Origin of the sequence: Pseudobacteroides cellulosolvens ATCC 35603 = DSM 2933, assembly GCF_001262605.1 — a bacterium.
In the GTDB taxonomy this organism is placed as follows: domain Bacteria; phylum Bacillota; class Clostridia; order Acetivibrionales; family DSM-2933; genus Pseudobacteroides; species Pseudobacteroides cellulosolvens.
The window spans coordinates 232,952-257,627 of sequence record NZ_LGTC01000001.1 but is presented as its reverse complement, the minus strand read 5'-3'; the positions used below and the strand labels follow the sequence as shown (position 1 = coordinate 257,627).

Sequence of the window (24,676 nt, the reverse complement as noted above, 5' to 3'; positions counted from 1 at the left end):
AATATATACTCCTATATGTTTATTTTACAGATTATTGAAACTATCTAGTATTTCAAAATCATCAAATGTAAATGAAATTTCTTCATCCATTGCTGTAGCATCAATATCAAGTTTTGCAATTATTACACCATCAATATTACAATTCTTTAATACAGTTGTTTGTTTACCTGTTTCTGAAGCAGAGTCTTCATTTGTAACCTGAATATCAAAATAGGTATCTTTTCCTGTTTTATTATAATCTGACATTAAATTTCTAAAGATTGAAGTCATGTAGTAAATGGTCATTGAACCAGTACCTTTCCAACCTCTAGTTTTTGAACCTGTACCACGTTTACCAAGTGTTTTTACTTCTTCTTTATTTTTTTCTACCTTAAATTCTACTTTTTTAAGATATGCTAATTCTTCAATATTTCCATTAATAGTTGCAAATGCTATACCTTCAGCACCACTAACGGTATCTTTTACATTATTAAAAGCCATAGTTTATTTACCCCCTTATGCTATATTCACAGTTACATATATCTTTTCTACAGCATCTACAGGCTGAGCATAAAGATTTAATACAACTGAATCAGATTCTTCACCTGCAAGAACTTCTATATCAGTTTTTGCATCAAAATTTTGAATTGCATTTAAACTCTGTAAATTCTTCATGTAAGTTATAAGTTCATTCTTCAAAAGATTTCTACCATTAGCATTATTAGCAACTTTACCAATATAGAAATTTTCATAAATCTTTTTCGCATCAACTGCGATAGCATCAAGTGTACGAATAACTTTATTTTTCCTAAACTCTTTACCTTTTTCAGAAGTAAACGAAACAAATGTATTTATATCCTGTTCAACTATAACTTCTCCACTTGCATTTTTACTAAATACAAACTCTCCTGCATTGAGTGCAGTTATAATTTGACTATTTGTATAAGTAGGATTTACAACAACATCACCATCATATTTTCTATATGTAAGAGACTGATTTACATTTGCTCCTGCTACTGCTCCTACTGTCCAAGGTACTAATTTAGCATCATTTTTAACTGATATAACACCTTCATAATTTGCAGAAGCATAATTATAAAGAACTGCCTGTATTTTTCTTCCTTCTGTATCTCTTAAACGAGCAACAAAAGCTTTATATACAGCTTTAATATCAGAATCATCACCAATATATCCAACTGTATTAAAATCTACAACTTCAATAGCAGTAGTAAAATTAGTATGGTTTGTGCTTGTTACACTTCCATTTGCTCCACCTGCCAACAAAGTTCCTGCTGAAGCTGTAACATTACCAGTACCACTAAATACAACCCAATCATTAGCTTTTAAACTTGATACAGTAGTAATTAATGATTGTCTATCTTGTTCTACAGAATCAACATAGGTTATAACATCAAATTTGGTATTATCATCAATATTTTGCTGTATTGCAATAGAAATACTATTACCACGCAATCCAGAATATTTTGCTGTAACAACTAAAGTTCCAAATGTTTTTGTTGCTTTAGTACCTGTATTAAGTCTATATACATAAACTTTTTTTGAATTTCTCAATGCTTCTCTAACATAGAATAATTCACTAGTAGGTGTAGCTAATGTTGCATATGAATATAAATTAGAATTAAATAAATCATATCCAAATAATTTAAAGAAGTTTGATTCAATATCAACTTCTGTAACTGTTGCTTCAGCACCCCAATCCATTATTAACGGTAAAGCACAAACACCTCTATCTGATACATTCCCTAAACTGTCTGGAATTGATTTAAAATTAACATAAACTCCAGGTCTTACTTTATTCTGTGTTACCCAAGTTCCTCCAGCCATACTTTATACCACCCTTTCCAAAAATGCCTTAATTAAATTTTCTGCTTCTTCTATACTATAAGTACAATCATCTTTCAAAATTGCCATGATTACATCTTTGTTATAAGTAGAAAATTTTTTACTATTTAAAATCTGATCTTTTGTATACTTACTAACAAATTCTACTTCTTTTTCAATTTCTTTTTTTGACATGATCATCAATCCTTTATATATGAATTAGTATCAAGTGTTCCCATATTAACACTTTCAACTGGTATTGTTACACTAACATTTATATCCAAAAAGAAATGTAAAATTTTATCTTCAATATTATGTCTTTTATTTAATCCCCTTAAATTACCACCTGATAAATCAGAAAATAATTCTAGCTTTTCATATAAATCTTCAGCAATCATATGATATTGTTCATCCATATTAACTGTATTTTCATCTAAAAAACAATGAATATCAAACATAATATTAAATTTAAATCTATTTTTACATTCTTTCTTTGTATCTTGTTCTATTATTTTTACAAAAAAACAAGGTTCTTGGAATCCTTGTTTAATTATTTCGTCATATATTTCATAGGTTGGATATGATGTTTTAAGTGCTTTAACAATTGAATCTTTTATATTTGTAATTATCATACCATACCCCCTAATAATTGTTTAAATCGTTTATTCCATTCGTTGGGTATAATATCTTCAATTTCTTTTAAAGAAATAGTTGCCATAAACTTACCTTCTATCCATGCTGTTTTTGTTCCCATTACTACACCTTTATTTGAGTTTGGGTTATAAACAAATCTTTTGCCTTTCCATTCCCCAGGCACATAATGTTTATCAACTCTATGTCCAAATTCTACATAACTAGCATAATCCAATGGATTTGATAAAATAACAGTTAAACTATTCCCATTTCTTTGAATGTTTGATAATACCCATTGTTTTCTTAAATCACCTGTTAATACAGGAGTTCGTTTTTTAGTTCTTGCTAAAGCTTTCAAAGCTATTTCATAAAAAAACTTTTCAATTTCTATATCTATTGTTTGTGATAATTTTTCAAAATTTTGTATAAAATCCTTAAATCCTTGTACATCTAATGGCATAATAACACTTCCTATCCTCTATCAAGCCTATGTAACAACAATTCTTGGTGTGTAGGATATAAAAATGGTTCTCCTGCTTCATAAGTTTTAATTACTTTACCATTTCTTGTTATCTCAATTCTATCACCTGTTTTAAGTTCATAATCAATAGAACAAAACAATTTAATTTCATAAGATATATTGTTTTCAGTTGGTGTTTGACTTTGAATAGGACTGTTTAATTCTTTTTGACTTATTCTACAAGGCATGTTTTGAATACTTGGTGTTAAACCAACATTTACTCTTGTTGCTCCTGCTGAAGTAGTTGTTTTGCTATACCTATATACATTAGCAGTATCAGTATATAGTTTTTTATATTGCTTTTTAATGTAATCAATAGTACTTGAATTTAACATGTTAAATCACCTCTGTATATTGAAAATTTTGTAATTCAGACATGTTTTCTTCCAAGTAACCAATTATATTTTTAGAATCTTTACTACTTTTTATTTTTATATTTGTGTCACCCATATTAACAGAATCCAAGCCATCTATTCTATCATCCTGTATTTTCCTAACTATAATATCTACAACTAAATCTGATAACTCTGTAGGAAATGACGATAGACAACATATATTAACTATCCTTCTTTGCAAAGCAGAAATATAATAGTTAATTATTGCATCCTGACTGGTATCTGAAATATCAAGCAGTAATTTAACTGTGGATAATATTTCTGAATTAGTCATAATATCTATTCACCAACTTTCGTTAATGCTTCTAATATATCTTCCTGTTTCATGCTTCTTTCAAGCTTAACACCTTTTTCTTTAGCAATTTTTTTTAAGTCTTGAAAAGATAATTCTGAATAATTTATATCTTTATTTTCATTGTTATCAGGTTCCTTATTTACATTATTATCACAAGATTCATCATTATCTGAATTAATTTCTTGATTATATTGTTCATCACAAGAATAATTAAGCCTTTTTAATTTTTCTATAATAGCAATATCTTCAGTTACAAATTCTCCATTAACAAATTTACATAAAACTTCATCATTTTGTTTATCCCAAATTACACCATGACCATAAAATTTCATTTATTTCACCTCAAATAAAAATAATAAAAGAGGCTGAATTAACAACCTCTTTTAGTTTAATTTTCTTTATACCATTTTTAATAAATCTTTCATGAACAAAGTCTTTATTCCTTTGTCATGAATGTACTGGAACATTTGCTGTACTAAATCACCTGGGAATTGCCATCCTACTGGTTCAACTCCTATAGGGCTAACATCATGCCAATAAAACATAGGAGTTACCCCACCTTCCAAACACCAATCTAAATATGGTTTAATATCATCTTCCCAACTAGATGATGCTTCTAATGCTATATTGCATAATTCCCATTTATCTGCAATTGGTAATGCCAATGGTATTCCTGTTCTATTAACCCTTGCTAACTTACATCCATTATCACGCAATCTTTGCATCATAGGTTCATCCCAACATTCTCCTGCACCAGGAGTTGCGAAATAATATGCACCATCACCCCAACCACGTGCCAGCATGTAGTCACGCATTAAAGCAAATTCATCAATTTGCGTTTGAGGTAATTCCAAGTGTAAATTATCCTTATGCGTCCAACTATGATTACATAACTGTACAGTGCCACTATCAAGTGCTAAAGCATCTAATTCTGGTTCAGTAAGTAAGTTTTCATTACCACCGATTATGCTAGAATGTGGTATCCACAAATTCCACTTGATTCCATATTGCTTTGCTAAAGCATGAGTTACAGTTACATTGTTCCTATATCCATCGTCTGAGTGAATTAAAACTGCTGGTTTAACATATTCATTATAACTACAATCAGAAAAATATACTGTTGGTTTGTTTTCTCCAATCGCCCATACTCTGTAAGATAATATTTCAATCCAATTCCATGTTGCCTCGTCTATGTTCTTAAACATACTTTTTGTTATTTTCAAGTGATTCCACCCATTGGATAAATTTGGTTTTGTGCTATCTGCATAATAACTGCGATAAAGCATTTCAAGCTGTGGGTAAGCAGAATTTGAAGTCCTTAATATAATACCTATTTTATCAACTTGTGAGATATCAGATATATAACACCATACATCAAGGCAATTGAGGTCACTTAAATCTTTTTGTATATACTTATCTATAATCGCTAATGTACTATCAACTGGTGTAGTAATAGCTAAAGCTTTTCCATCTGCTTGGTGTGAATATGTTGGATTTGTTATTAAAGTAGGTACAGTGGAAGGATGATAACTGTTTACTGATGCAAAATCATCCAGTAATATCTTAGTGTTAGGCTTGATTAAACTGCTAGAATAACAACTTTGACCATTAAAATAAACATCTGTGATTGTATTACTATTATATTTTACATCTGCAATACTACTACTATTAAATATCATCGTTTGTTATCACTCCTTAATCATATATACAATACCATCTGTATTTTTAGTTTCAGGAAGTGCATCATATTCTGCTTGGGTTAATATAATAATTTTTTGCAAATTGGCTAATTTTTCTCTTAATTTTGGTTGTATTCCAATTAATGTATCTTGCATTTTAAATTCACCTTATCTTTCTATTATCAAATAAAAAAGGGAATATATTTCAATTCCCTTAACTAATAATTTAAATTATTAAACTTTTAAATTAGTGATAGTACCATGCATAAAAGAAGCCCCATGAGCTAATCCAATCTGTCCAAAAATCTGACCTGATTCTGCTGCACCTGTTTTAGCAAGTTCTTCATAGAATAGATTACCTTTGTTAGGTACTGGTTGGAATACAGGAGCAATTACAGACATATCAAAAATACCAATTGTTCCTGCTGGCATAAATCTATCAAGTTGGACACCTATATTTCCAAAATCAGTTTCAATCTGTTTAATGTTTAATCCACCTATAGACCTGTCCGAGGGTGCATAACCATAAGCATTAGATATTCTTTGCTTTTGATAACCATTACAGAAAAGAACCATATTTTTAAAATATGCTCCATTAGTATGCATTTCAAGCAACAAAGAATCTATCAATGCTTTAGTTAATTCTGCACTTGCTGCATCAACTGTATTTCCTGTAGAACAAAGTTCTATCATACCTCTTGTCTTATTTGCTACACCTGCATTTGTTGCAATTTGATATGTACCATTCAAGAATGTATAGTTAACATCTCTAGCAATCTTTTCTAATGCTCTAGCTATCTGAAAATCTCTTTCTGAAGGTGCATTATTTGATGCTCCTGCTGTATTTATACCAGAAAGTCTACCAGCATTGCTTATTTTCACATAAGAAAGTGATACCTGTTCTTGGAAAATCTGTGTTACGTTTTTATCCTGTGTTTTCACATAAGATATTGCTGTAGGTGCTGTTAAACTTGCTGTTTCAGTTATTGCAGGTTGACTAGCTGATTGATGCGAATACAATGAATCTACTGGAAACTCAAAGTTTTCTGTCATCATTCCACCTGTCAAACCACCAATCATTGAAAGAAAAGGTGTGTTAATTGCATCTGCTGTAAAAAGCTCACCTGTATAATTTGGAAGATTCCATACTGTTCCTGCTGCTACGTTTGCCATATTTATCATTCTCCTCTTATTTTTTAAATTAATTATTTTTTATTTTGCAATGCAAATATTTTATTTTTAATTGCTATTGCTAAAGGCATATTTCCACTACTCATTGCCGTTGCGTATTCTGCTTGCAATGCTTGTAATTCAGAATTGTTATTACTTCCTCCACCATTTGGTGGCACATATGAATTTCCTGCTATTCTTGCTTCTACTTGCTTTTGTATATGATCATTGAAAATAGCTTCAAAAGTTTCTATATTTTTATTAGTGCTCTCTAAATCAGCACCTAAAAGAAAATCTATAATAGATACAGGAAGTTGTTTTTCTGTTGCTGTCTTAATAGCAGAATTAGTTAACTCTTTTTTAAAAGTCTCTTTCTGCATCTGTTCTAACTTTAATTCAAGTTCCTTCATCTTTATATCTTTGGGATCAGCTTCTGGAAAACGTTTCTTTATTTCTGCATCAATTTCTTTTTGTAAATTGTTAGTCTTCCAAGTTTCCAAAGACTTTGAACCATGTTTATCCTTTTCAGAATCAAACCAACTTTTAGCATCTTTATCTTCATTAAGAAATTTCTGCACACCATCAACGGTTATTTTATTGAACCCCTGAAGATATGTTTTTAATTCCTCGTTAGAATCCTTATTACTTTCTATAAATGTTTTTACTTCATTAAAATCCATATTAAATCCATCCCTTTCTGCCCTCTTAACGATTAAATCCCTAAGAACGCAATAAAAATTATTTTGATATTTTTTAGTTAATATAAAAAACCACCTTGCTATAAACAAAGTGGTTATACTTTAAATTCAATCGGGGTAAACCCTTTAGTAAGTCCTGCACCTTAAAGCCTTATATATCTAAGGTTTAAAGTTATTTAATTAATAAAATATAGGTAGTTTAGTCCAGGTCAATCAACATATTTTTCTTTCCACTTTTCATAAGTCATATCACCTTCAACATAATATGTTTTACCTTCTTTATTTCTAGCAATTCTTTCAGGTGCTATTTCATCTTTAAAGTATGGAATAACTGTTGACCTACAATTTGGATGTACAGGAGGATAATTTACACCAACCTGTCTATCAGATAGTTTAAATACTAATCCATCTAAACCCTGACAAATTTCAGAAGTTAAATTGTCTAATGTAGCTACATATTCATACTGTGATACTACACCAGAAGCAATTAAACCATCTCCAAAGCTTTCATTGGAAATATGATTACTTTCAGTTCTTACTAACCTTATAGCATTGTTATATGATATATCTAATCTCTTAGATAATCGTTTTGCTGTATTTTGTCCACTATCACCACGAATAAAACTTTGTGTCAATTCAGTTTCAAGTGTGCGAATTAATTTTTCCTTATCTTTATAAATCCTATCTGAATAATTTTCACCTAACCATTTAGTTTTAACAACTTTTTCAATAGCATCAGTATTTAATTTATCAAAATTTAATCCAATTGATAAACCTGTTTGTACTGTCCAAATACTTCTATAGTAACCATCAGAATAAATATTATTAAGTAAATTACCAGTTTCTATATTATTGTTAGAAGTTAATATTTCAATTTGATGTTCTATTTCAATTTTTAAAGCTTCAATTCTTCTAACTCTAGCTCTTATACTCATATTTTCCAGTTTTTTTATATATTCTGGATTATCTGAATATAATTTAGCTTGTTTAATATATTCATCTAATGAATCCTTAAATTTACTCAATTCTGATTTACTTAAAAGCTTTTGTGCTTCTACATAATTTATATTATTATTTATTGCATATTTTTGATAGAAAACAGATAGTTCTTTATCTATATTGTCTTTTACATTTTCATAAGACTTTAACAATAATAAACCATATTCTTCTGCTTTCTTTTCCTGTAATATTAAATTTTGCTCTGTACGTTTAATCCAATATTCTTTATTGGTCATTATTGACCACCACCAGTATTTTGATTAAATCCAAATTGATTATTAGTATCTGGATTTATTTCCATCTCTTGTTCTTTAAGCCATTGTTGATATATTAATTCTGGATTATCTACATCACCAAATTTTGATAATATATGAGTTCTAGGATATATTTGTAATAGATTTGGTATAGCATTGGATAATGTTGTAATCTCTTTTGGTATATTTAATGTGAATTTAACATTTACTAATCTATAATCAAACTTTGTTCCAGTTAATTTATAATAATAATCAAAGAACAATTTTAATCTTTGTTTTAATACTTTTTCTATTGCAGATTTCATTAAACTTACTTTACATTCCAAAGCATGTAAACGTTGTCTTAATGCATCTCCACTTGTATTACTTGTAGGTGTTTTAACTTCATCAATCATAGATGCAGCACCATATACATCTTCTTTTAAATTATTTATATGATTACTTACAAATTCACCAATTTCTTTAGTAACAAATTCCATACTAGCATCTTTATTTTTACAATTTACCCACCCATTATTAACAACATCTTTATAAAATTCATCTGTATTTCCTGAACCATCAGAATCTGGTTTAATAGACATGCCTTTAGAAAATAAAATTGCATTTCTATTATCATTTATTTCATTTTGGTAATTGCTAATAGAAGTATTGTAAGCATCTTGTTCTGTCTTGTAATCTTCTATATTTGCTATAGCATAATCATTTAATCTTAATACACGCAAAGGAACTTTACTAAAATTGTGCTTCTTCCTGCTCTTTTCTTCACCAATCTGTAAATTAGTTACATTATAAGTTATTACTTCAGTATCAGTATAAACATCAAGGTACTTTTTAACAATACTTGAAGCTGTACCAATACTATCTATAGCATCTTCATAAAAGTGCAATCCAAGTAATACATTCTTATCTGCTGTTCCATCTTCCAAAATAAAAGCATTTAAAGGGTTTAAAGCCAAAGAACCAAATTCCATATCAGAATTGATATAATTCAATTCATAACTTTCACCAAATATTAAACAATACCTTAATAACTCTTGATTATGTAATGTTTCCCAAGTAGAGAAATTTAAATCTATTATATCTGTAACAGTTTTATCAGCATTTTTATGTATATAATTTACTGGATTAGATAATAAATAACTTACATATTTTTCTATAAACTCTTTATTAAAATTCTTTACAAGAATATCATTACTTCTCGAATCAATCCTTTTATAATCTTCATATATATCATGCAAACCAATATAATATTTTTGATATATCATTTTTGCAGCAATATTTATATTTAACTGTTCAAAACATTTCTTTATTAATTGCATCTGTTCCAAAATCTCTCACCACCTTACCTTCTTCTAAATAAGTCACTTATCTTATATATATCTATAGGTTCAAGAACTTCAATTTCATCTATCCTATTATTAAATTCAGATGTTATATCTGCTGCATCGTCATGGGCAGAATAATTACACCCTTGAAATTCCATTATTTGTTCAATGAATTCAGTATCTTCAGAATTAAATATAATTCTTCCATTGTTAACATCACCAACAATAGTTGAAATTTTATCGTCCTTGTTTTTATTTTGAGAAGTGTTAATAATTTCTATATCTCTACATCTTAATTCATGATCTTTACATAATTCTTCACGAATTCTAATTGCATCTGCTCCACCATAGGTATTTTTTTCAATCCATATGTGGGTAATATCTTTATACTTTTTTAAAAGGTCTAAAGTATGTTTAATATAAGCATCATATTCTTTTCCGTTTGAGTGTTCAAATTTAAGTAATTCACCTTTGCGACAATATTTGAAACCATTATCAGATAATGAACCAACAAGAAATGCAAAATAGTCCTTCTTTTTACCTTTTACTTTTGTATTTGTACCTGCTGGGTCAATACAAAGCATAGTCTTTAAGAAATTATGTTTATTAATTTCTTCTGGTGATTCAGTTCTATTAGATTTAAATTTCTTTTCTCCAATAGTAGCTGCATCATTCATTTTTTCAGTCATGAATGCTTCACGATTCTTCCAATACTTAACAGCTAAATCCTCAAACCTATCCCACTTATCTTCCCAAAGTATAGGAAAATACATTGCTTCTTTATTTTCTATATAAAAATCCTTTGCTTCTTGATAAGGATTATCACGTTTATTATCAAAATAAATCCTTTTACATTCTAACCATAAGTCTTTATCAAATATATCTTCAATTTTTTGTCCACCTTCTAGAATAATTGCTCTTTTTAATAATGTCTTATAATCTTTTTGCCTACATAATCTACTTATAAGACAATTATTTTTCATTATAGTACCAATAGATAAAATCTTTGTTGCTTTACCTACCTTAATACCATCTCTATATGTTGCTGTATCACCAAATTCTTCAATCTCTTTACACCACTTATCCCATTTCTTTAAACTCGCTTCTTCTGTTAAAACATCTGCTTCATCTTGAAAATCATCTCCAATGAAGCAAGTTGGCCTTATTCCCCTATAGTTCATACCTCTAACACTTGCTCCTGAAGATACTATTTGAATATCTGTACCATTAGCCAATTCAATTTCTTCACTATTTACAGTAAACTTTTTAGTATCAATCAATTTGCCAAATGTTTTAATTATATTTGGATTGTTTTCAAATACAGTTCTAATATTATCCATAAATTGTTTAGCATCTCTTTCTTTTTTTGCTCCAATTATAGTGAATATAGATTGTTTATAGCAATGAAGCCATATTGTCAAAGCTAAATCACACACGGTTGTTTTTGCACAACCTCTTGGAATAACCATATTACCTTTATCAAAGTAATCTTTAATAAACATTTCATCTATGAAATTCCACATTTCATAATGAACTGGTGCTAATCCTCTTTGTTTATTAGTTGGTTTTGCAACAAATATATCCTGTAAGTAATATAAACAAAAGAATTCAAAAGACTTTTGACCTAAATAATAAGCTAATCCATTTTTTCCCCATAAATTAGTACTTGTTCTTATTAATTCAGTTGCCTTTTTCTTTGCTTCAGCTTTAGGATAATTTTTTTCTTGTATTAATTGAAATGTAAGATATTTGTGAAGTGTAATTTGGTTATATCTATCATTATCAAAATTATTGTCTATCATTTAATTCACCTGTTTCTTAGGGTTCAAATCCTTAAAAAATATTATAAAAACTGTAGAGGTAATCACCCCTGATTTTTGAGATTTCCAAAAAGAAGGGTATGGGTAGGGTATCATGTATGTATATTCATGCAATAACCCTATGAATTTCATACGAATTAATGGTAATTATACAACAACATAATATATAGCCACTAGAAAAATAATAACTATATATTGTAGTTAATACTTTTATGACCAATAATATTATTGTAAACCATATATATTTACCACATAAAATATATGAATATTATGCATTATAGGCATCAAACATAGATATATTCAATGATACATGATTAAGCAAAAATAATATTTTGTTTAATGTTAAAGACTTAACAATGATATTATGTTAATTATATTTCCATTAATAAATATACAAACTAATGTATAATTATAATATATCTGCATAAAATTAATCTTTTATTGTATCCTCTGTATCCCAATCATCTATATCTTCTATGATATTACCTGTGTTATCTGTATCTTCTGTATTGTCTGTAACGGTAACTTTTGACGGTATCTTACCATTAAGAACTTCATATATATAACGTGCTGCTTCAAGCTTAGTTGCTTCATTTTTACCTGTTTCAGCTATATTTATTATGGTATTTATAGCAACATCAAGCTTATTTTCAAACTTCTTTTCGCTACTATTCTTTAGAAAACTTTTATGCTCTTGTGTCCTCCTGTCGAGTTCTGCGATAAATTCTCTATTCTTCTTTCTCCAATCCCAAATAGTAGTTCTATCAACACCACAAATAGTAGCTATTTCATTAATTTTATAACTTCCATCAAGTAACATTTCTATAGCTTTATAGTGTCTATCATCTAGCATTTTTATCACTCCAACCTATCAACAATTTATTTTAATGTTCCAACACTTACATTGCATTTTATTAAACCATTTATTTTATCTTTATCTAACATTTCTTTTTCATGTCTATAAATTGGACTAAATAATATATCAAACATATTAAGATATAAAACTAATTGAGAACGAGTCTTTATAAAATCCATTAAATCAATAATAGGTTTTACACATTCTTTATCAATCTTAACCTTTTTAATATAATCATTATAATCAATTACTACCTCATAAAATTTATCATTATCTTTATAATATTCTAATATTTCTATTAAGTTAAAAAACTTATCATTTCTATATACTCTTTTAATTAACATATTATTTTCCTCTGCTTTCTATTTTTATATTAACAATCATAAAAAAGTATTACCTTTGTATTACCTTCTTAAATAAGTATGACTAAAGTATTACTTTCTACTTTCCCATTTTTTTATATCTTCCTTAACCTCTGCTAATAACTGTTCTGAAGTCTTTTTTTTATTTTCTTCTAACAATTCCAAAGCACCTATTTTATAAATATAATCATATAATTCTTTTCTTACCTGTTCTATATTATCCATATAATTATCATCCTTTATTTGTTCTTATTGTTTATAGTTTTATATTAATAATTAATAGAAAAACCTTAGCAATTAAATCTAAGGTATCTAAGTAGTTATACCATAAGGTCTACGACTACTTTAATATTTAATCATGAAAACTATCTAAATAGTTTCCCTTTATTTAATCCTAGTTAGCAATTAAACCAAGTTGTAATCCAATTTCCTGTGGGATAAGATATTAATAAATGTATAGGTAAATTTAACCATGTTCATATTTATTAATATCTACAGGAATTCCACATATCCCTTGTGGGTTGCTTTGTATCAACAATGTTTAAGGTACATTGTGAAACCTTGCTTGTTTTCTAAAAAAGTTGTTTTCTAAACAATATTGTCTAAATTTGCTATTGCCTTATATAAATATAAGGTTAATTTAAAACTTCTCATTTATGGTAGAGATTCACCATATCTAATGCATAGCACTAGAATACATTATTAGTTGTAATATCATTAATCAGCACTCCCTAATTAATGAAAATTGAATATTTATATAATAAACTAGATAATTTAGGTCAATAAAACAAAGTTAACAAAGACCCTTTATTTCTTTATCTTATTGACCAATGGAAATGAGTTTAATGTCTTCATTCCGACTTATTTAATTACATACCTTATGAGTATATAATCATTTTACTGGTGTACTAAATTTAGCAACCAATCTTTATTAACTTGAACCTTAAGTTCCATAGTGATAAGTATAACTTTGTTAACAATTAACAAAGTTGATAAAAGTATGTAATTCATAATCTTAATCAGTAACCCAACTAAGATAATCATTCACAATTTTCTTCTTTGTTTTTTTCAAAATTATCAATATAAATATCATTTAATTTTGATGTTATTGTAGATTTATTTAAATAAGTACTAAATACTTCATGAGAAGCTTCAATGAAATTTATAAAATTTTTAAAGTTATTTTCCATATAATATTTCCTCCGTTTTATTTGTTTTAAATTTTATTTTAATAATCTTATTTATATATATAAACAGCTACTTCTTGCATTAATTTATCTTTTATTGATTTAGTAACATTATCAATTATATCTTTTGAAAATTCATAACTAAATTCAGGAATATGTATATTAACACATTCGTTATTCCCTACCTCTTTACCATTAAATATTTCAGGATTATCTAATAAAAACTTATACAGTCCATTACTAAACAATTCAACTTGTTTTTCTGTCATATCACTACCCCACATTTCATCAATACCATGTACTATTTCATGAATAAAGGTAGCTTTTTTCTGATTATCATTAAATTTATTATTTATATTTATGTACTCATTATCATAATTGATCTGTCCATAACATTCTTTACCATCAACATAAATATCACGATCAACTAAATTAATATCATAATCCTTATAGCCTATTTTAACCTTATTAACTATTTTCATATTGTTACCTCACATTTCACATTATATTTTCTATCATGTTTTGCTATGTACTTGAAAACTTCATTTAAATTGAATTTTCTATTTGTTTGTTTATGCCATATTTTATTGTTATTTATATTGAAAGTATTTTTAAAAGACTTCTTAAAACCTTTAAACATAGATACACTAAATGTATTTGAATTCTCATGATATAAAATTATTTCACGTTTATTAAAATCTTCTATCCATTTATCTATATACCAAGTATCAAATTTACTTCTAATTTTTATATGATTTGCCATTTCTTCAAAAGTAAAGCCATATATTTCACATAATTCTTCTATTCTCATATATCATTACCTCGCAATCATTTGTTATCTCCTTTTGTTTTGTTAAGCATATCTTTATATTTTAAACATTGTGCTAAAAATTCAGGATCAATTTTATTCTTTTTTCTATCCTCAATAAACTTACTTGATACAACAATAACTTTATTATTTGGTTTTGCAAAAAGTTCCATATTAGTATCCATTTAATTAACCTCCTTAATAAAAAATAATAAGTAGGTACTTTAAATTAGTACCTACTCTTGTTATAATTCCTCGATAACTACAGTCGCTTTACTTTTTTTAAATAGGAGGATGGAATCGAACCATAGGGATAACGACAACCTTCGCCATATTATGAACAAAAAAATAAATTGTTGTTCTAAATAATTTATATTAATTAAATTATTTTTATAATTATAATAAATGTTTCCATGTAGTTTTAGAAACACAAATTTTATGTACTTGTGAATAAGACATTTTATATAATTCCACTAATTCGTTTAAACTAGCTTCATTATTATCAAATTTCCTTCTCATTTCTATAACATCTTCATCTTTTAATCTAGCATTACCATTTTTACTTCCTGTTTGTGCAATAGATTTATGTTTCTTTACTTCTTCAGAATTATATTGAACTTTACCTGCCTTATTTTTGTTAACAACAATAAATCCAGCTTGCTTTAAATGTTCAATCCAATCATTTTCTACTTGTGTTAATTCTTCTACAGTACATTCATCTAATGTTTCAAAACCAATATTATTTGGACTTATCTTCCAACCTTCGTTAAAGGTATTATAATACTTAAATTTACCCTTTTTAAGATTAGATTTATGTGTAGAAAATCTTTTCTTAATATCCTTAGAATGACCTACATAACTTTCAAAAGTATCTTTTCTCACAATTTGATATACACCTATTTGTTTCATAATAATCACCGTTTCCCTTTGTTTAAAAAAATGTATAAAGTTCTTGACTTTTAGTTATAATAAGGGTATACTAAATACAGAAGTGCATAGTATGCCCATTTTTAGCAATAAAAAAATAAATAGCTTTTTGGGTAAGGAATTATTCTCTACCCATTGATTACCTTGATTAGCTTACCGAATAATTCGGCAACCTTACAAAGAAGAATAATTCTTGTTTGATTTTTTAGAGTCGAATAATTCCACTCTAAACTTATTGAGTTTTCAGATTAAAATTATTTTCATCTGATTTTTTATAATACCCCACAAGAATTATTCTTGTCGGCTCTAATTCCATAAATTCAAATTAGAATTATTCAAACTTGATCAGCTAGATATTTTTCTCTAAGCATGTTAAAAGAATATTGGAATTTAGGAGTGTTTAAAAAGAAATATACATCCTTGGAAGGATCTTTCCTATTAGCTCTAGTACAAACAATTCTATATCCCATATTTCTTAATGGAATAGCATATTTATTTTTATTATAAATGGGAAATAATTTATCAGATATAATATCAAAAACATCATTAATGTTTACATATGGCACTGTAGTATCTATATCTATATCACCATTTACATCTATAGTTCCTATTACAACTTCTCGTTTCTTAAAATCTATGTATTTATAATTCATATTAATTCTCCTTTAAATATTTTTCAAAATATATTGACATTGTTATCTAATCATGTTATTATTAAAGTGATATACATTAAAAAGCTTAAAAATAAAAGACATATAAACTGATAGTCATATATGCCTTAAATTTCTATTTAATTTTTTTAATGATAATTTATATTACCAATTGATTTAAATCGAAATTTACCCCATTATAGCTTTAATTTAACACAAAAAATGATTAAAAGGGATTGCAATTAACAACCCCTTAATCTATTTTACTATAGCCATCTATTTATTAGATGGAAGAGATTTCGACTTATTATCTACTTTCTCTCCATATTAACCCACACAGTTAAAAATCTTGTAACATTACTTATTACTTGGTTTTAACCTCTTTTTCTTCTTGAGAATCTCCCCCATTTTTAAACATAGTCAACAAACCAATTCCATAAACTTGAAACAAAATTTCTAACAATATTGATTCTATGCTTGATTTAGTATCAATTTTTTTGTTTTTCTTTATACTATTAAGTCCTTCTATCAATATTCCAGATAAATCAGCTTTATTTAGTTTAATCTTTTTAATTTCTTTACAAGTGTTTAATTTGGATTGTTTAATCTTATTAACTTTTTCCATCCAAACTAAATTATCATTAGTCTTATAATTTTTTATATTATCATTTAATGCTTTAATAGCTTCAATCACTTTATTAACCTTTTGTTCATTTGCTACCTTGTGTGATTTCTTAATTAATTGTATAACTTGCATTGTTGGTATAGATTCTGCATCTTTAATATTATCTAATTCAAGTTCTAACCAATTCATAGGAGTATCAATTAATTTGTCATACATTTTATCTTCCCATTCTTCTTGGATCTTATCATTATCTTTTAATAATTTCTTTAATTTAATATCATTTTTCTTTAGTTCTTTTATTTTGTCAATATTATATTTAATCTTACCATTATCCTTTATTTCTTTAATAATCTCTATTTTATTCTCTTTGCAATAATTGATTATTATAGGCAAATCTATTTTTTCTCTATGTTTTCTATTCGAGATTCGTCTTTGCTTTTTTGCTTTATTATCTCCAATGAATTTAAAGAAATATGGTTTAATTCTTCTTGTATCTAATTCTTTATCAACTAAATCAAATAAACCTTCAGTATTCTTAATTTTTTTAATCTCTTTATTAATATTTAAATCCTCAAAACTTTTCTTTGCTTTATCAATTTCACAACATGACATTGAACTACATCTACTAGACAAATCAAACAATAAACCTAATTTATCTGTATTAATTTTATTATATTTATAATGATTAAACTTACTATTTATTTCTTGTGACAAATTAATAACATCACCAATATAATTTTTGCTTATTATATGATCTACTTTTGACATATTTTCAGGTGTTAATTCTTGTTTATTACTGTCACTTTCTTTTATCTTATTAACACTAATAGCTGTAACAGTCTTATCTACATTTAAACAAGCATCAATAATACATGGTTCGTTGGTTATTAAATTACTGTCTATATCAAAATCTTCACCCTGATATAAGCTTAATGTAGGATAATCTATAGAATTCAAAAATACTTGATTAGCTGTACATGCAAAATATCTTCTAATCTCAGGCACATTCACAACTATATGTGTACCAATATTTGAAATATTCACATGTGGGTTTCTAAATCCTACAACTAATTCATTTTCTTTAAATCTACTGCAAAATATTTGATTACATTTCAATGTACTTGTTTTACCATCAAAATCTCCTGTAGTAGCTTTAAGCATTTCAATAACATTTCCATTAGCAATACAATAATCTCCAGAAATTTTAATTTTGCCCTGTCTTAATTCTTCCACATAAGCCTTAATAAAACTTCTTCTAAACTCTTTGAATACAGATGTATTAGCAAAATTAGGATTATGTTTACACATAACTGTAAATGCTCCAGTAACATCAGTATTTTTACTTATTCTTATTTTGTTATCATCATCATTAATAAGATTTTCTATTTTTTCAAAATTTAAAGTATCTTCATCATCTTCTATATTTTTATTAACTTCAGCTAAGAAGAAATTTAAATCATCTTTTAATTTTTCCACATAAGCTATTTCTGGTTTAACAAGTTCAGATAATTGTTCTTTGCTAAAAGGTATTGTATTAACCATCTGATACGACAAAACATTCTTACCATCTTCATATTTAGATGGCTTATCTACTTTACATACTGCATATCTATTACCGCAATTATCTAAATAGTAATATAACCATGCATGTTTTCCATATTGTTTATATCCTTCTTCTTCAAGAACTCTGTCATTAAACTTTTCTATTTTTAATGCACTAGGAGTAGTTATTAATAATATATCCTTAACATATATTGTTCTTCCTGCAATATCCTTAACAGTAAATGTATCATAATCTAATCCATTGGCTTCACAATAATCTCTGTAATATAATTCTATTTTGCATGATATGCCATTGATTTTGGTTAATCTATTTCTTAACAACATATTACCATGACCAATAGTTAATTCATTACTATTAAATATTTCATTACTTAATAAGCCTTGACCATCCCATATACTATTAGATTCTTCTGTTAATTTTGTTGCTGTATGTAACTCCTTATTTTCTAACCAAGTTTGAGACATATTTAAACTAAATTTACTATTAAAATCATCAATAACCAAAATTGATTTATGTGGTTCAGGAATATCTATACTTGTAAAAGCACTAGACAAAGGTAAGCTTTCATAAGCTCTTATAGCTGCAATAGATAATGGATTATTAAACTTTAAATCCATCCTTGACCAATCTAAACATTCACTAACAATAGAATCTAATATGAACAAATCTTCTCCAATTCTAGCTTTTCCACCAGACCTTTTCCAATTAGTCATTTTCTTACCATTAAAAACAAATCCAGATTCATATGACCAATCCCTTAATTGTTTTGTAGATTTAGAATAATTAACTATAACTTCTTTTTCTATGCCTTTTTTATTTTTCTTCATTTTTTTAGTTTTATTTTTATATTTTTTTGTATATTTAACATTAACAATATCTAATGTATACAATTTAACCACAACTTCTTCTTCTATACCTTCTTTATTTTTCTTTGTCTCTTTAACTTCTATAATATTTATTTTATCTAGTAATATATTATTTTCCATTAGTTCAAATGACCAATCAATTTTGCAATTTAATAATTTATCTAAATACTTTTCCTCCACAATATAATTATTATCTTTTTTATCTTTAATATCTTCTTTAAAACCTTCTTTTTTCTTTTTATTCTCATAATCTATATAATCTTTATAAGCCTTATACAACCAATTACATTCTATAGATGGTATATATATACCTTTTGTTAAATCAATATTTTTGTTATTTACTTTTTCCATACTATATCAACCTCCGCTAGTTAATCGTTTATTTGTTTATTTGGTTACTATTTTTTGTCACTTATTAGCTTTTATATGAGTAAGCTGAAGCTTACATTAAAAATATTTTATTTTTTGTCACTAATCAACTATATTATTAATTATTAATAATAAATATAAATAATATTATATTAATAAAGTTGTCACTAATATACTACATTATATATAATATATATATATTATATTCTTATAGTTGATTTGTGTCAATTTTTATATATTTTATTTTAATAATTTTTACATTGTGCGTCAGCACATAATATAGGAGCTGATTGGTGTCAAAATTAAAATGGAAACATTTCTTCATTTTCATAAAACATATCTTCATTATTATTTTCATTTTCAATATTAAGATAATTTTCAATGTTAATGATATTTGTATTATCTTTTATATTTATAATTTCATTTACTCCAAATACTAATTGATTAAGTTTTTCTAATTGTTCTTTGTATTTATCAGCTACATAAGGATAAAATATACCTACTTCTTTATTAAACATTTTTCTATTTTTAACACTTTCACAAATAGATATAGATAATCTTTTTTTAAGTTCTTCAATATCTTCTATTTGTTCTTCAATATCTTCTTTAATCAAAGAAATATTATAAACTTTCCAATAATTATAAATACTACGATTAATATCTTCATTAATAAAATCACATACAAGTCTTTTAAACTTTTTGTTTATACTAATGTTTGCTCTGGCAAAAGGTTTAATTTGCATTTCTTCATAAGCTAACTTTTCTTTTACTTTAAGCAATTGAAATAATTCAGGATCTGCATAATATTCTTCAGGGTTATCCTTAATAAACATATCCAATGACCATTTAATTACTCCTTTTTTTTGTAGTCTATTAAGTGCTGAAGTAGTACAATTCATTACTATATTATTTAATTTGCTTAAGTATTCGTTTGTTATTCCAATTCCTAATTTATTACTTTCTGCAAATCCTTCAGTATCTAAAAATAAATCATTATATTGTGGTGTAAATAATTCAATGTAATTTTTAAATAAATCATTTTTTGAAGCTTCTATTGTATTATAAGTAAGTACTCTATTTGTAATAATATTATCCATTAAATTATCATATTTTGATTTACCATTAGTAATTCTACCATCTACTTTTTCTTTAGGAGTATCATATACTTCATCAATAATTATTTTTTGCTTATCAAAATGAAATTTAAAATATCTTTCTAAGTCTTTCATATGTAATATTTTAGATTTACCTGCTTTAACTTTATGACCTAAAATTTCACATAAAACTTTATAATTCTTAATTACCTGTCCTTTTGTTATATTTGTTTTATCCATATTAACCGTCCTTTACTATATCGAAGCTTTTTTATTTCTTTCCCATTCTCTTAACACTTTGTAAAATTCGTTAGTTTTTGAAAATGTCCAAATAGTCCAGCCATTATCATCTACATAACATTTTTCATACCTTAATCCTTTATCCATTAAAAAATTCTTTAGTTTGTTGCTAGTGCATTTAAATTCTTGTGGGTTAAACTCTTGCATCAGTAATACCTCCTTTTTGTTAGTTTCGTATAATTTTATATTAATAATCATAAGTTAAAAAATATAATTTTAAATTATGATATAATAATGTCAAGTGTTTTAAAACTTTTCTATTTCGTCCAATTTTATCTACAGCTTTAGCATATTTACCATCTTCTCTTATAGTACGTTCATTAACTTTATGTATTTCTGCTAGTTTTTCTGATGTTCTTACCGATGGGGTGTTTTCTCCCATCGAAGCATTCTGTTTTAGGTCGGTGGGTGTTTTTTCCACCGCTCATTACGTGTATGAAAAGATTTATCCGTTTGGCAGATTTCTGGCTTATCGGTAGAATTTTGTTTTAATAATTATTGGGAATATGAAAAATGACATTAAAAAAGAATACTATTTTAAAATTACCATTTTCATATACCATATCAAAAAACTTATTTAAATACACTTATGAGAAAAGATTACTTTTCCCCTCTAATTATATTATATCACCCTTAATAAAATAAGTCAACACTTTTTAAAAATATTTTATTTTTATAATCATGATTTTAAATTTGCAAGTTTTGTCAAGAATCTCTTGCAAAATTCATACCCACCCTATAATTTAATTATAACATATTTTTTATAAAAAGTCAATGGTATAATTTAACAAAGGTTGATTTTGATATAGTTTCAAGATTTATTAACTTTTTATAAGCGAATTATTAATACAAGTTTATAATTTATTTCTTGCATATTTATAGTTCGCCATCTTCAATTAGAGATTGGAGTTCTGGTATAAGTGTAAGGAGTTTTTTGTAGTTTATTAATTGTGTTCTATCTATACCTATTTGTTCTGCTAGTTCCTTTTGATTTTTTAGAGTAGAATTATTCGACTCTAAACTTCTTTTACCTTCACTACCTTGTCTAATTCCATAAATCCTTTCCAACTCTAATATACATTTAGCCATTTTCATTGGATTTTAAATCAGATTACTATATTAAAAAATTAAATATATATCATATACAAGAAAGATGACGCTTTTTGAAACTATTGATATATCTATATTTAAAGCATATCAAATAAAATTTTTCGTTCAATTTAGCTATTTTTTTGCCACAATATTTATTATCTATTCCTTTATAGTAAATAATGAAAATCAAACCAAGCATAGTAATAGCAATAACTTTAAGGATTTTTAATCATTTTCTAAAACTCGATTTTTACGTTTTCTTTCTCTATCTCTCTTCTTTCTTATAACTACTTTATTTTTCCTTGATGTCGGTCATCACCCATAAATTTTATTTTAATAGTTTATAAAAATAAGGGTATAATATTTATACCCTTATTCATAAAAAGGGATAGTTATATCTCTTCACTTTGTATATCAGTATACTCTTTCCCTAGTAGACAATTTTGAAAATATTACTTGAAAGCATTGATATAACTAGATTTGAAGTACATTTTTATATAATTTTCTATTTGTCGAGAATGTTAAATAATATAGTTATATTAGGTTTTTTCAGACTTTTCTATTTCGTCCGAATTTATCAATGTACATAGTTATGCTTCCCTTAAATACCATTAAGCAAAATTTATATAAACCTTGAAAGTGTTGATATCAAAGGATTCTAAAATTTATATAAATTATTAAATGTCTGAAACATAATAATATCAATGGTTTTCAGAATGTCCACATTTTTAGTTTTCTTATTTGTATTGTTTTATTACTTAAAATAACTATAGGTTTGTTTAAACATCCATTTTTAATATAAAACTCTTTAACTTTATTTATTTTTTTCTGATTTGGTGTACTTGTTCTAAATAATTTAGGTATTCTTATTTGATTTATATTAATATCCATAACATTCATACCTCCATAGTTATTACTTGACCGTTGAATGGTATATCTTTTACTTCTCTAATGTAAAAGTTTAATCCTGCTCCTATGCCCTGTAACTTATTTAATACTTCTTCTGCCCTATCTATTATATAAGTTGTTACAGATCTTTCTTTGTTGTATCCAGTAACACCAACAAATTTCCATTTATCTTTCGATTCTTTAACAAAGCAATTTTCATCTACAATTGTATTACTATTACCTTCCATAATTACATATTGACTTGTGCTTTTAATAATTTTAAATGTATGACCTAAATTTCCTGCTTGGTTATGCAATTCCAATTTACTTACAGCTTCTGTTGCTATATCTTCTGTCAAATATCCTCTTTCTGGTTGTTTAGTAGGATTGTAATAGAAGTCTTTGCCTACTTTTTTGATTCCATCTTTAAAAGTGTAATTACCATTTTCATCCATAATATAAAATTCCATTTAAATACCCTCCTGAATATAATTTTTCTTGATATCTGATATAAGTATGTAACTAAGTACAGGATTTACAATTGATTGGAAAAGCAGTAAAAGAATAATGTATAATAGCATTTTTAAATCCTCCTGTTTATTAAAGCCTAGGATTAGTTTTAAGACATTTTAATAATTACTAATAGAATTATATTACCTTGCTTTGAATAAGGGATAGATAGCTTTCCTATCCCTCTAGTGTAGATTAGAATATCTTTGGAAAAAATATTTTAAAGAATTGTTTCTTATTGCTTCTCTTATAACTGCATGTGACATTCCTGTTTGGTTACCGTTTTTTAGTTTTAACATTATATGTACTCTATTACTTTCAACTTTAGCACTTGCTATTTTAGCAGACTTATTTAATAATTTAACTATTTGTTGTACTTCTTCTTCACTTAACATATTAGGTTGAAACTTTCTTAATGAACTTAAATCTTCACCGCAATCCCAACAATTATCTTCAGTAATTCTTTCTTCTATTAATACCTTTTCGTTTGTGTAAGAACTTAAACCATATCTTGCTTTAAACATTAAATTTGTTGCTATTTGACTTTGTTCATTAACTATAAACATTTTTTGTTCCTCCCCTTGATTGATTTATCTTATGTTTAAATTATATACGAATAGTTACAGACTGTCAATAACTTTTTTTAAAAAATAAAATATATTTTTAATTATTATTAATGGTTATTTTTTACTTTTAATTTCATATAATAGTTGCAAAAAAATTTTAATAGTTGTATACTATTAATAATAAATTTTATAAAGGGTGGTTTTATTATGGCTATTAATCCAAATACACATAAAAATGTAACATTTGCATGTCCTAAAGAATTATTAGAAAAAATAAATAAAGATGCAGATGAAAGTTTAAGAAGTACATCAGCTCAAATAATTTTTATATTGAAACAATATTATAATGAAAATTAATATAAATTTTATTTTATAAAAATCGTAAAAAAAAAAGGAATAACAC

33 protein-coding genes are annotated in these 24,676 nt (G+C 26.2%); 1 reads left to right on the top strand and 32 read right to left on the bottom strand.

Going from position 1 to position 24,676, the window contains the following annotated elements:
* Positions 1–24: 24 nt before the first annotated feature.
* The 32 genes from Bccel_RS01215 to Bccel_RS01080 all read right to left on the bottom strand — a co-directional run bounded on the left by Bccel_RS01215 (position 25) and on the right by Bccel_RS01080 (position 24,273).
* Positions 25–480 (bottom strand): phage tail tube protein, encoded by a 456-nt coding sequence (locus Bccel_RS01215; protein ID WP_036945495.1) that lies wholly within the window; start codon positions 478–480, stop codon positions 25–27.
* Between the two features lie 15 nt (positions 481–495).
* Positions 496–1,824: a phage tail sheath family protein gene (locus Bccel_RS01210; RefSeq protein WP_036945494.1), complete on the bottom strand. Its 1,329-nt coding sequence runs from the start codon at positions 1,822–1,824 to the stop codon at positions 496–498.
* Positions 1,825–1,827: 3 nt separating this feature from the next.
* A complete protein-coding gene (locus Bccel_RS01205; protein WP_036945492.1) occupies positions 1,828–2,016 on the bottom strand; it encodes a hypothetical protein in 189 nt (62 codons plus the stop codon).
* Positions 2,017–2,021: 5 nt separating this feature from the next.
* Positions 2,022–2,453, bottom strand: a complete 432-nt coding sequence (locus tag Bccel_RS01200; RefSeq protein ID WP_050752966.1) for a phage tail terminator family protein — start codon at positions 2,451–2,453, stop codon at positions 2,022–2,024.
* On the bottom strand, positions 2,450–2,914 hold the full coding sequence (locus tag Bccel_RS01195; protein WP_036945490.1) for an HK97 gp10 family phage protein: 465 nt from the start codon (positions 2,912–2,914) through the stop codon (positions 2,450–2,452). The genes Bccel_RS01200 and Bccel_RS01195 overlap by 4 nt, the downstream gene beginning before the upstream one ends.
* An 11-nt stretch (positions 2,915–2,925) precedes the next feature.
* A complete protein-coding gene (locus tag Bccel_RS01190) occupies positions 2,926–3,309 on the bottom strand; it encodes a hypothetical protein (RefSeq protein ID WP_036945488.1) in 384 nt (127 codons plus the stop codon).
* Between the two features lies 1 nt (position 3,310).
* Positions 3,311–3,643 (bottom strand): phage head-tail connector protein, encoded by a 333-nt coding sequence (locus Bccel_RS01185; protein ID WP_036945486.1) that lies wholly within the window; start codon positions 3,641–3,643, stop codon positions 3,311–3,313.
* Between the two features lie 5 nt (positions 3,644–3,648).
* Complete coding sequence (locus Bccel_RS01180) at positions 3,649–3,996, bottom strand: hypothetical protein (RefSeq protein ID WP_036945485.1); 348 nt, start codon at positions 3,994–3,996, stop codon at positions 3,649–3,651.
* Between the two features lie 66 nt (positions 3,997–4,062).
* Positions 4,063–5,343 carry a polysaccharide deacetylase family protein gene (locus Bccel_RS01175; RefSeq protein ID WP_036945484.1) on the bottom strand — a complete coding sequence of 427 codons (1,281 nt, stop codon included), beginning with the start codon at positions 5,341–5,343 and terminating at the stop codon, positions 4,063–4,065.
* Positions 5,344–5,352: 9 nt separating this feature from the next.
* Positions 5,353–5,499: a hypothetical protein gene (locus Bccel_RS30025; RefSeq protein WP_154673516.1), complete on the bottom strand. Its 147-nt coding sequence runs from the start codon at positions 5,497–5,499 to the stop codon at positions 5,353–5,355.
* 78 nt (positions 5,500–5,577) lie between these two features.
* Positions 5,578–6,516 carry an SU10 major capsid protein gene (locus Bccel_RS01170; protein WP_036945481.1) on the bottom strand — a complete coding sequence of 313 codons (939 nt, stop codon included), beginning with the start codon at positions 6,514–6,516 and terminating at the stop codon, positions 5,578–5,580.
* A 32-nt stretch (positions 6,517–6,548) separates the two neighbouring features.
* The gene (locus Bccel_RS01165) at positions 6,549–7,193 is read right to left on the bottom strand and encodes a DUF4355 domain-containing protein (protein ID WP_036945479.1); all 645 of its coding nucleotides are present in this window, start codon (positions 7,191–7,193) and stop codon (positions 6,549–6,551) included.
* Positions 7,194–7,420: 227 nt separating this feature from the next.
* Complete coding sequence (locus Bccel_RS01160) at positions 7,421–8,446, bottom strand: minor capsid protein (RefSeq protein WP_036945476.1); 1,026 nt, start codon at positions 8,444–8,446, stop codon at positions 7,421–7,423.
* On the bottom strand, positions 8,446–9,783 hold the full coding sequence (locus Bccel_RS01155) for a phage portal protein (protein WP_242853207.1): 1,338 nt from the start codon (positions 9,781–9,783) through the stop codon (positions 8,446–8,448). The genes Bccel_RS01160 and Bccel_RS01155 overlap by 1 nt, the downstream gene beginning before the upstream one ends.
* Positions 9,784–9,806: 23 nt before the next feature.
* A complete protein-coding gene (locus tag Bccel_RS01150) occupies positions 9,807–11,591 on the bottom strand; it encodes a terminase large subunit (protein WP_036945473.1) in 1,785 nt (594 codons plus the stop codon).
* Positions 11,592–12,039: 448 nt separating this feature from the next.
* A complete protein-coding gene (locus Bccel_RS01145) occupies positions 12,040–12,462 on the bottom strand; it encodes a phBC6A51 family helix-turn-helix protein (RefSeq protein ID WP_050752965.1) in 423 nt (140 codons plus the stop codon).
* Between the two features lie 26 nt (positions 12,463–12,488).
* Entirely contained in the window at positions 12,489–12,809 is a 321-nt protein-coding gene (locus Bccel_RS01140) for a hypothetical protein (RefSeq protein ID WP_036939716.1), read from the bottom strand.
* Between the two features lie 90 nt (positions 12,810–12,899).
* Positions 12,900–13,052, bottom strand: coding sequence for a hypothetical protein (locus Bccel_RS30020; protein WP_154673452.1), 153 nt, complete (start codon positions 13,050–13,052; stop codon positions 12,900–12,902).
* 815 nt (positions 13,053–13,867) lie between these two features.
* Positions 13,868–14,017 (bottom strand): hypothetical protein, encoded by a 150-nt coding sequence (locus Bccel_RS30015; RefSeq protein WP_154673451.1) that lies wholly within the window; start codon positions 14,015–14,017, stop codon positions 13,868–13,870.
* A gap of 47 nt (positions 14,018–14,064) precedes the next feature.
* Positions 14,065–14,496, bottom strand: a complete 432-nt coding sequence (locus Bccel_RS01135; RefSeq protein ID WP_050752964.1) for a hypothetical protein — start codon at positions 14,494–14,496, stop codon at positions 14,065–14,067.
* Positions 14,493–14,825, bottom strand: coding sequence for a hypothetical protein (locus Bccel_RS01130; RefSeq protein ID WP_036939713.1), 333 nt, complete (start codon positions 14,823–14,825; stop codon positions 14,493–14,495). The genes Bccel_RS01135 and Bccel_RS01130 overlap by 4 nt, the downstream gene beginning before the upstream one ends.
* Positions 14,826–14,842: 17 nt before the next feature.
* A complete protein-coding gene (locus tag Bccel_RS30010) occupies positions 14,843–15,007 on the bottom strand; it encodes a hypothetical protein (RefSeq protein ID WP_154673450.1) in 165 nt (54 codons plus the stop codon).
* Positions 15,008–15,218: 211 nt separating this feature from the next.
* The gene (locus Bccel_RS01125; protein ID WP_036939711.1) at positions 15,219–15,731 is read right to left on the bottom strand and encodes a GIY-YIG nuclease family protein; all 513 of its coding nucleotides are present in this window, start codon (positions 15,729–15,731) and stop codon (positions 15,219–15,221) included.
* A 353-nt stretch (positions 15,732–16,084) separates the two neighbouring features.
* Entirely contained in the window at positions 16,085–16,402 is a 318-nt protein-coding gene (locus tag Bccel_RS01120) for a hypothetical protein (protein ID WP_036939708.1), read from the bottom strand.
* A gap of 361 nt (positions 16,403–16,763) precedes the next feature.
* Positions 16,764–19,805, bottom strand: coding sequence for a hypothetical protein (locus Bccel_RS01115; RefSeq protein ID WP_050752963.1), 3,042 nt, complete (start codon positions 19,803–19,805; stop codon positions 16,764–16,766).
* A gap of 320 nt (positions 19,806–20,125) precedes the next feature.
* Positions 20,126–21,157: a hypothetical protein gene (locus Bccel_RS01110; RefSeq protein ID WP_036939705.1), complete on the bottom strand. Its 1,032-nt coding sequence runs from the start codon at positions 21,155–21,157 to the stop codon at positions 20,126–20,128.
* 15 nt (positions 21,158–21,172) lie between these two features.
* Positions 21,173–21,364, bottom strand: coding sequence for a hypothetical protein (locus tag Bccel_RS01105; RefSeq protein ID WP_036939703.1), 192 nt, complete (start codon positions 21,362–21,364; stop codon positions 21,173–21,175).
* A gap of 40 nt (positions 21,365–21,404) precedes the next feature.
* Entirely contained in the window at positions 21,405–21,599 is a 195-nt protein-coding gene (locus tag Bccel_RS01100; protein WP_036939700.1) for a hypothetical protein, read from the bottom strand.
* 494 nt (positions 21,600–22,093) lie between these two features.
* Positions 22,094–22,306, bottom strand: coding sequence for a hypothetical protein (locus Bccel_RS32780; RefSeq protein ID WP_457920558.1), 213 nt, complete (start codon positions 22,304–22,306; stop codon positions 22,094–22,096).
* Positions 22,307–23,020: 714 nt separating this feature from the next.
* Positions 23,021–23,200 (bottom strand): hypothetical protein, encoded by a 180-nt coding sequence (locus Bccel_RS01090; protein WP_152965885.1) that lies wholly within the window; start codon positions 23,198–23,200, stop codon positions 23,021–23,023.
* Positions 23,201–23,205: 5 nt separating this feature from the next.
* Complete coding sequence (locus Bccel_RS01085; RefSeq protein ID WP_036939694.1) at positions 23,206–23,667, bottom strand: hypothetical protein; 462 nt, start codon at positions 23,665–23,667, stop codon at positions 23,206–23,208.
* A 225-nt stretch (positions 23,668–23,892) separates the two neighbouring features.
* Positions 23,893–24,273, bottom strand: a complete 381-nt coding sequence (locus Bccel_RS01080) for a hypothetical protein (RefSeq protein WP_036939691.1) — start codon at positions 24,271–24,273, stop codon at positions 23,893–23,895.
* A gap of 207 nt (positions 24,274–24,480) precedes the next feature.
* Between Bccel_RS01080 and Bccel_RS30005 the strand changes: the two genes are divergently transcribed.
* Positions 24,481–24,630, top strand: a complete 150-nt coding sequence (locus Bccel_RS30005; RefSeq protein WP_154673449.1) for a hypothetical protein — start codon at positions 24,481–24,483, stop codon at positions 24,628–24,630.
* Positions 24,631–24,676: the final 46 nt, after the last annotated feature.

What these genes read in the sequence shown, in the direction of transcription:
- Bccel_RS01215 (WP_036945495.1), bottom strand. Translation starts at nt 480, where the DNA reads ATGGCTTTTAATAATGTAAAAGATACCGTTAGTGGTGCTGAAGGTATA.
- Bccel_RS01210 (WP_036945494.1), bottom strand. Translation starts at nt 1,824, where the DNA reads ATGGCTGGAGGAACTTGGGTAACACAGAATAAAGTAAGACCTGGAGTT.
- Bccel_RS01205 (WP_036945492.1), bottom strand. Translation starts at nt 2,016, where the DNA reads ATGTCAAAAAAAGAAATTGAAAAAGAAGTAGAATTTGTTAGTAAGTAT.
- Bccel_RS01200 (WP_050752966.1), bottom strand. Translation starts at nt 2,453, where the DNA reads ATGATAATTACAAATATAAAAGATTCAATTGTTAAAGCACTTAAAACA.
- Bccel_RS01195 (WP_036945490.1), bottom strand. Translation starts at nt 2,914, where the DNA reads ATGCCATTAGATGTACAAGGATTTAAGGATTTTATACAAAATTTTGAA.
- Bccel_RS01190 (WP_036945488.1), bottom strand. Translation starts at nt 3,309, where the DNA reads ATGTTAAATTCAAGTACTATTGATTACATTAAAAAGCAATATAAAAAA.
- Bccel_RS01185 (WP_036945486.1), bottom strand. Translation starts at nt 3,643, where the DNA reads ATGACTAATTCAGAAATATTATCCACAGTTAAATTACTGCTTGATATT.
- Bccel_RS01180 (WP_036945485.1), bottom strand. Translation starts at nt 3,996, where the DNA reads ATGAAATTTTATGGTCATGGTGTAATTTGGGATAAACAAAATGATGAA.
- Bccel_RS01175 (WP_036945484.1), bottom strand. Translation starts at nt 5,343, where the DNA reads ATGATATTTAATAGTAGTAGTATTGCAGATGTAAAATATAATAGTAAT.
- Bccel_RS30025 (WP_154673516.1), bottom strand. Translation starts at nt 5,499, where the DNA reads ATGCAAGATACATTAATTGGAATACAACCAAAATTAAGAGAAAAATTA.
- Bccel_RS01170 (WP_036945481.1), bottom strand. Translation starts at nt 6,516, where the DNA reads ATGGCAAACGTAGCAGCAGGAACAGTATGGAATCTTCCAAATTATACA.
- Bccel_RS01165 (WP_036945479.1), bottom strand. Translation starts at nt 7,193, where the DNA reads ATGGATTTTAATGAAGTAAAAACATTTATAGAAAGTAATAAGGATTCT.
- Bccel_RS01160 (WP_036945476.1), bottom strand. Translation starts at nt 8,446, where the DNA reads ATGACCAATAAAGAATATTGGATTAAACGTACAGAGCAAAATTTAATA.
- Bccel_RS01155 (WP_242853207.1), bottom strand. Translation starts at nt 9,783, where the DNA reads ATGCAATTAATAAAGAAATGTTTTGAACAGTTAAATATAAATATTGCT.
- Bccel_RS01150 (WP_036945473.1), bottom strand. Translation starts at nt 11,591, where the DNA reads ATGATAGACAATAATTTTGATAATGATAGATATAACCAAATTACACTT.
- Bccel_RS01145 (WP_050752965.1), bottom strand. Translation starts at nt 12,462, where the DNA reads ATGCTAGATGATAGACACTATAAAGCTATAGAAATGTTACTTGATGGA.
- Bccel_RS01140 (WP_036939716.1), bottom strand. Translation starts at nt 12,809, where the DNA reads ATGTTAATTAAAAGAGTATATAGAAATGATAAGTTTTTTAACTTAATA.
- Bccel_RS30020 (WP_154673452.1), bottom strand. Translation starts at nt 13,052, where the DNA reads ATGGATAATATAGAACAGGTAAGAAAAGAATTATATGATTATATTTAT.
- Bccel_RS30015 (WP_154673451.1), bottom strand. Translation starts at nt 14,017, where the DNA reads ATGGAAAATAACTTTAAAAATTTTATAAATTTCATTGAAGCTTCTCAT.
- Bccel_RS01135 (WP_050752964.1), bottom strand. Translation starts at nt 14,496, where the DNA reads ATGAAAATAGTTAATAAGGTTAAAATAGGCTATAAGGATTATGATATT.
- Bccel_RS01130 (WP_036939713.1), bottom strand. Translation starts at nt 14,825, where the DNA reads ATGAGAATAGAAGAATTATGTGAAATATATGGCTTTACTTTTGAAGAA.
- Bccel_RS30010 (WP_154673450.1), bottom strand. Translation starts at nt 15,007, where the DNA reads ATGGATACTAATATGGAACTTTTTGCAAAACCAAATAATAAAGTTATT.
- Bccel_RS01125 (WP_036939711.1), bottom strand. Translation starts at nt 15,731, where the DNA reads ATGAAACAAATAGGTGTATATCAAATTGTGAGAAAAGATACTTTTGAA.
- Bccel_RS01120 (WP_036939708.1), bottom strand. Translation starts at nt 16,402, where the DNA reads ATGAATTATAAATACATAGATTTTAAGAAACGAGAAGTTGTAATAGGA.
- Bccel_RS01115 (WP_050752963.1), bottom strand. Translation starts at nt 19,805, where the DNA reads ATGGAAAAAGTAAATAACAAAAATATTGATTTAACAAAAGGTATATAT.
- Bccel_RS01110 (WP_036939705.1), bottom strand. Translation starts at nt 21,157, where the DNA reads ATGGATAAAACAAATATAACAAAAGGACAGGTAATTAAGAATTATAAA.
- Bccel_RS01105 (WP_036939703.1), bottom strand. Translation starts at nt 21,364, where the DNA reads ATGCAAGAGTTTAACCCACAAGAATTTAAATGCACTAGCAACAAACTA.
- Bccel_RS01100 (WP_036939700.1), bottom strand. Translation starts at nt 21,599, where the DNA reads ATGGGAGAAAACACCCCATCGGTAAGAACATCAGAAAAACTAGCAGAA.
- Bccel_RS32780 (WP_457920558.1), bottom strand. Translation starts at nt 22,306, where the DNA reads ATGGCTAAATGTATATTAGAGTTGGAAAGGATTTATGGAATTAGACAA.
- Bccel_RS01090 (WP_152965885.1), bottom strand. Translation starts at nt 23,200, where the DNA reads ATGGATATTAATATAAATCAAATAAGAATACCTAAATTATTTAGAACA.
- Bccel_RS01085 (WP_036939694.1), bottom strand. Translation starts at nt 23,667, where the DNA reads ATGGAATTTTATATTATGGATGAAAATGGTAATTACACTTTTAAAGAT.
- Bccel_RS01080 (WP_036939691.1), bottom strand. Translation starts at nt 24,273, where the DNA reads ATGTTTATAGTTAATGAACAAAGTCAAATAGCAACAAATTTAATGTTT.
- Bccel_RS30005 (WP_154673449.1), top strand. Translation starts at nt 24,481, where the DNA reads ATGGCTATTAATCCAAATACACATAAAAATGTAACATTTGCATGTCCT.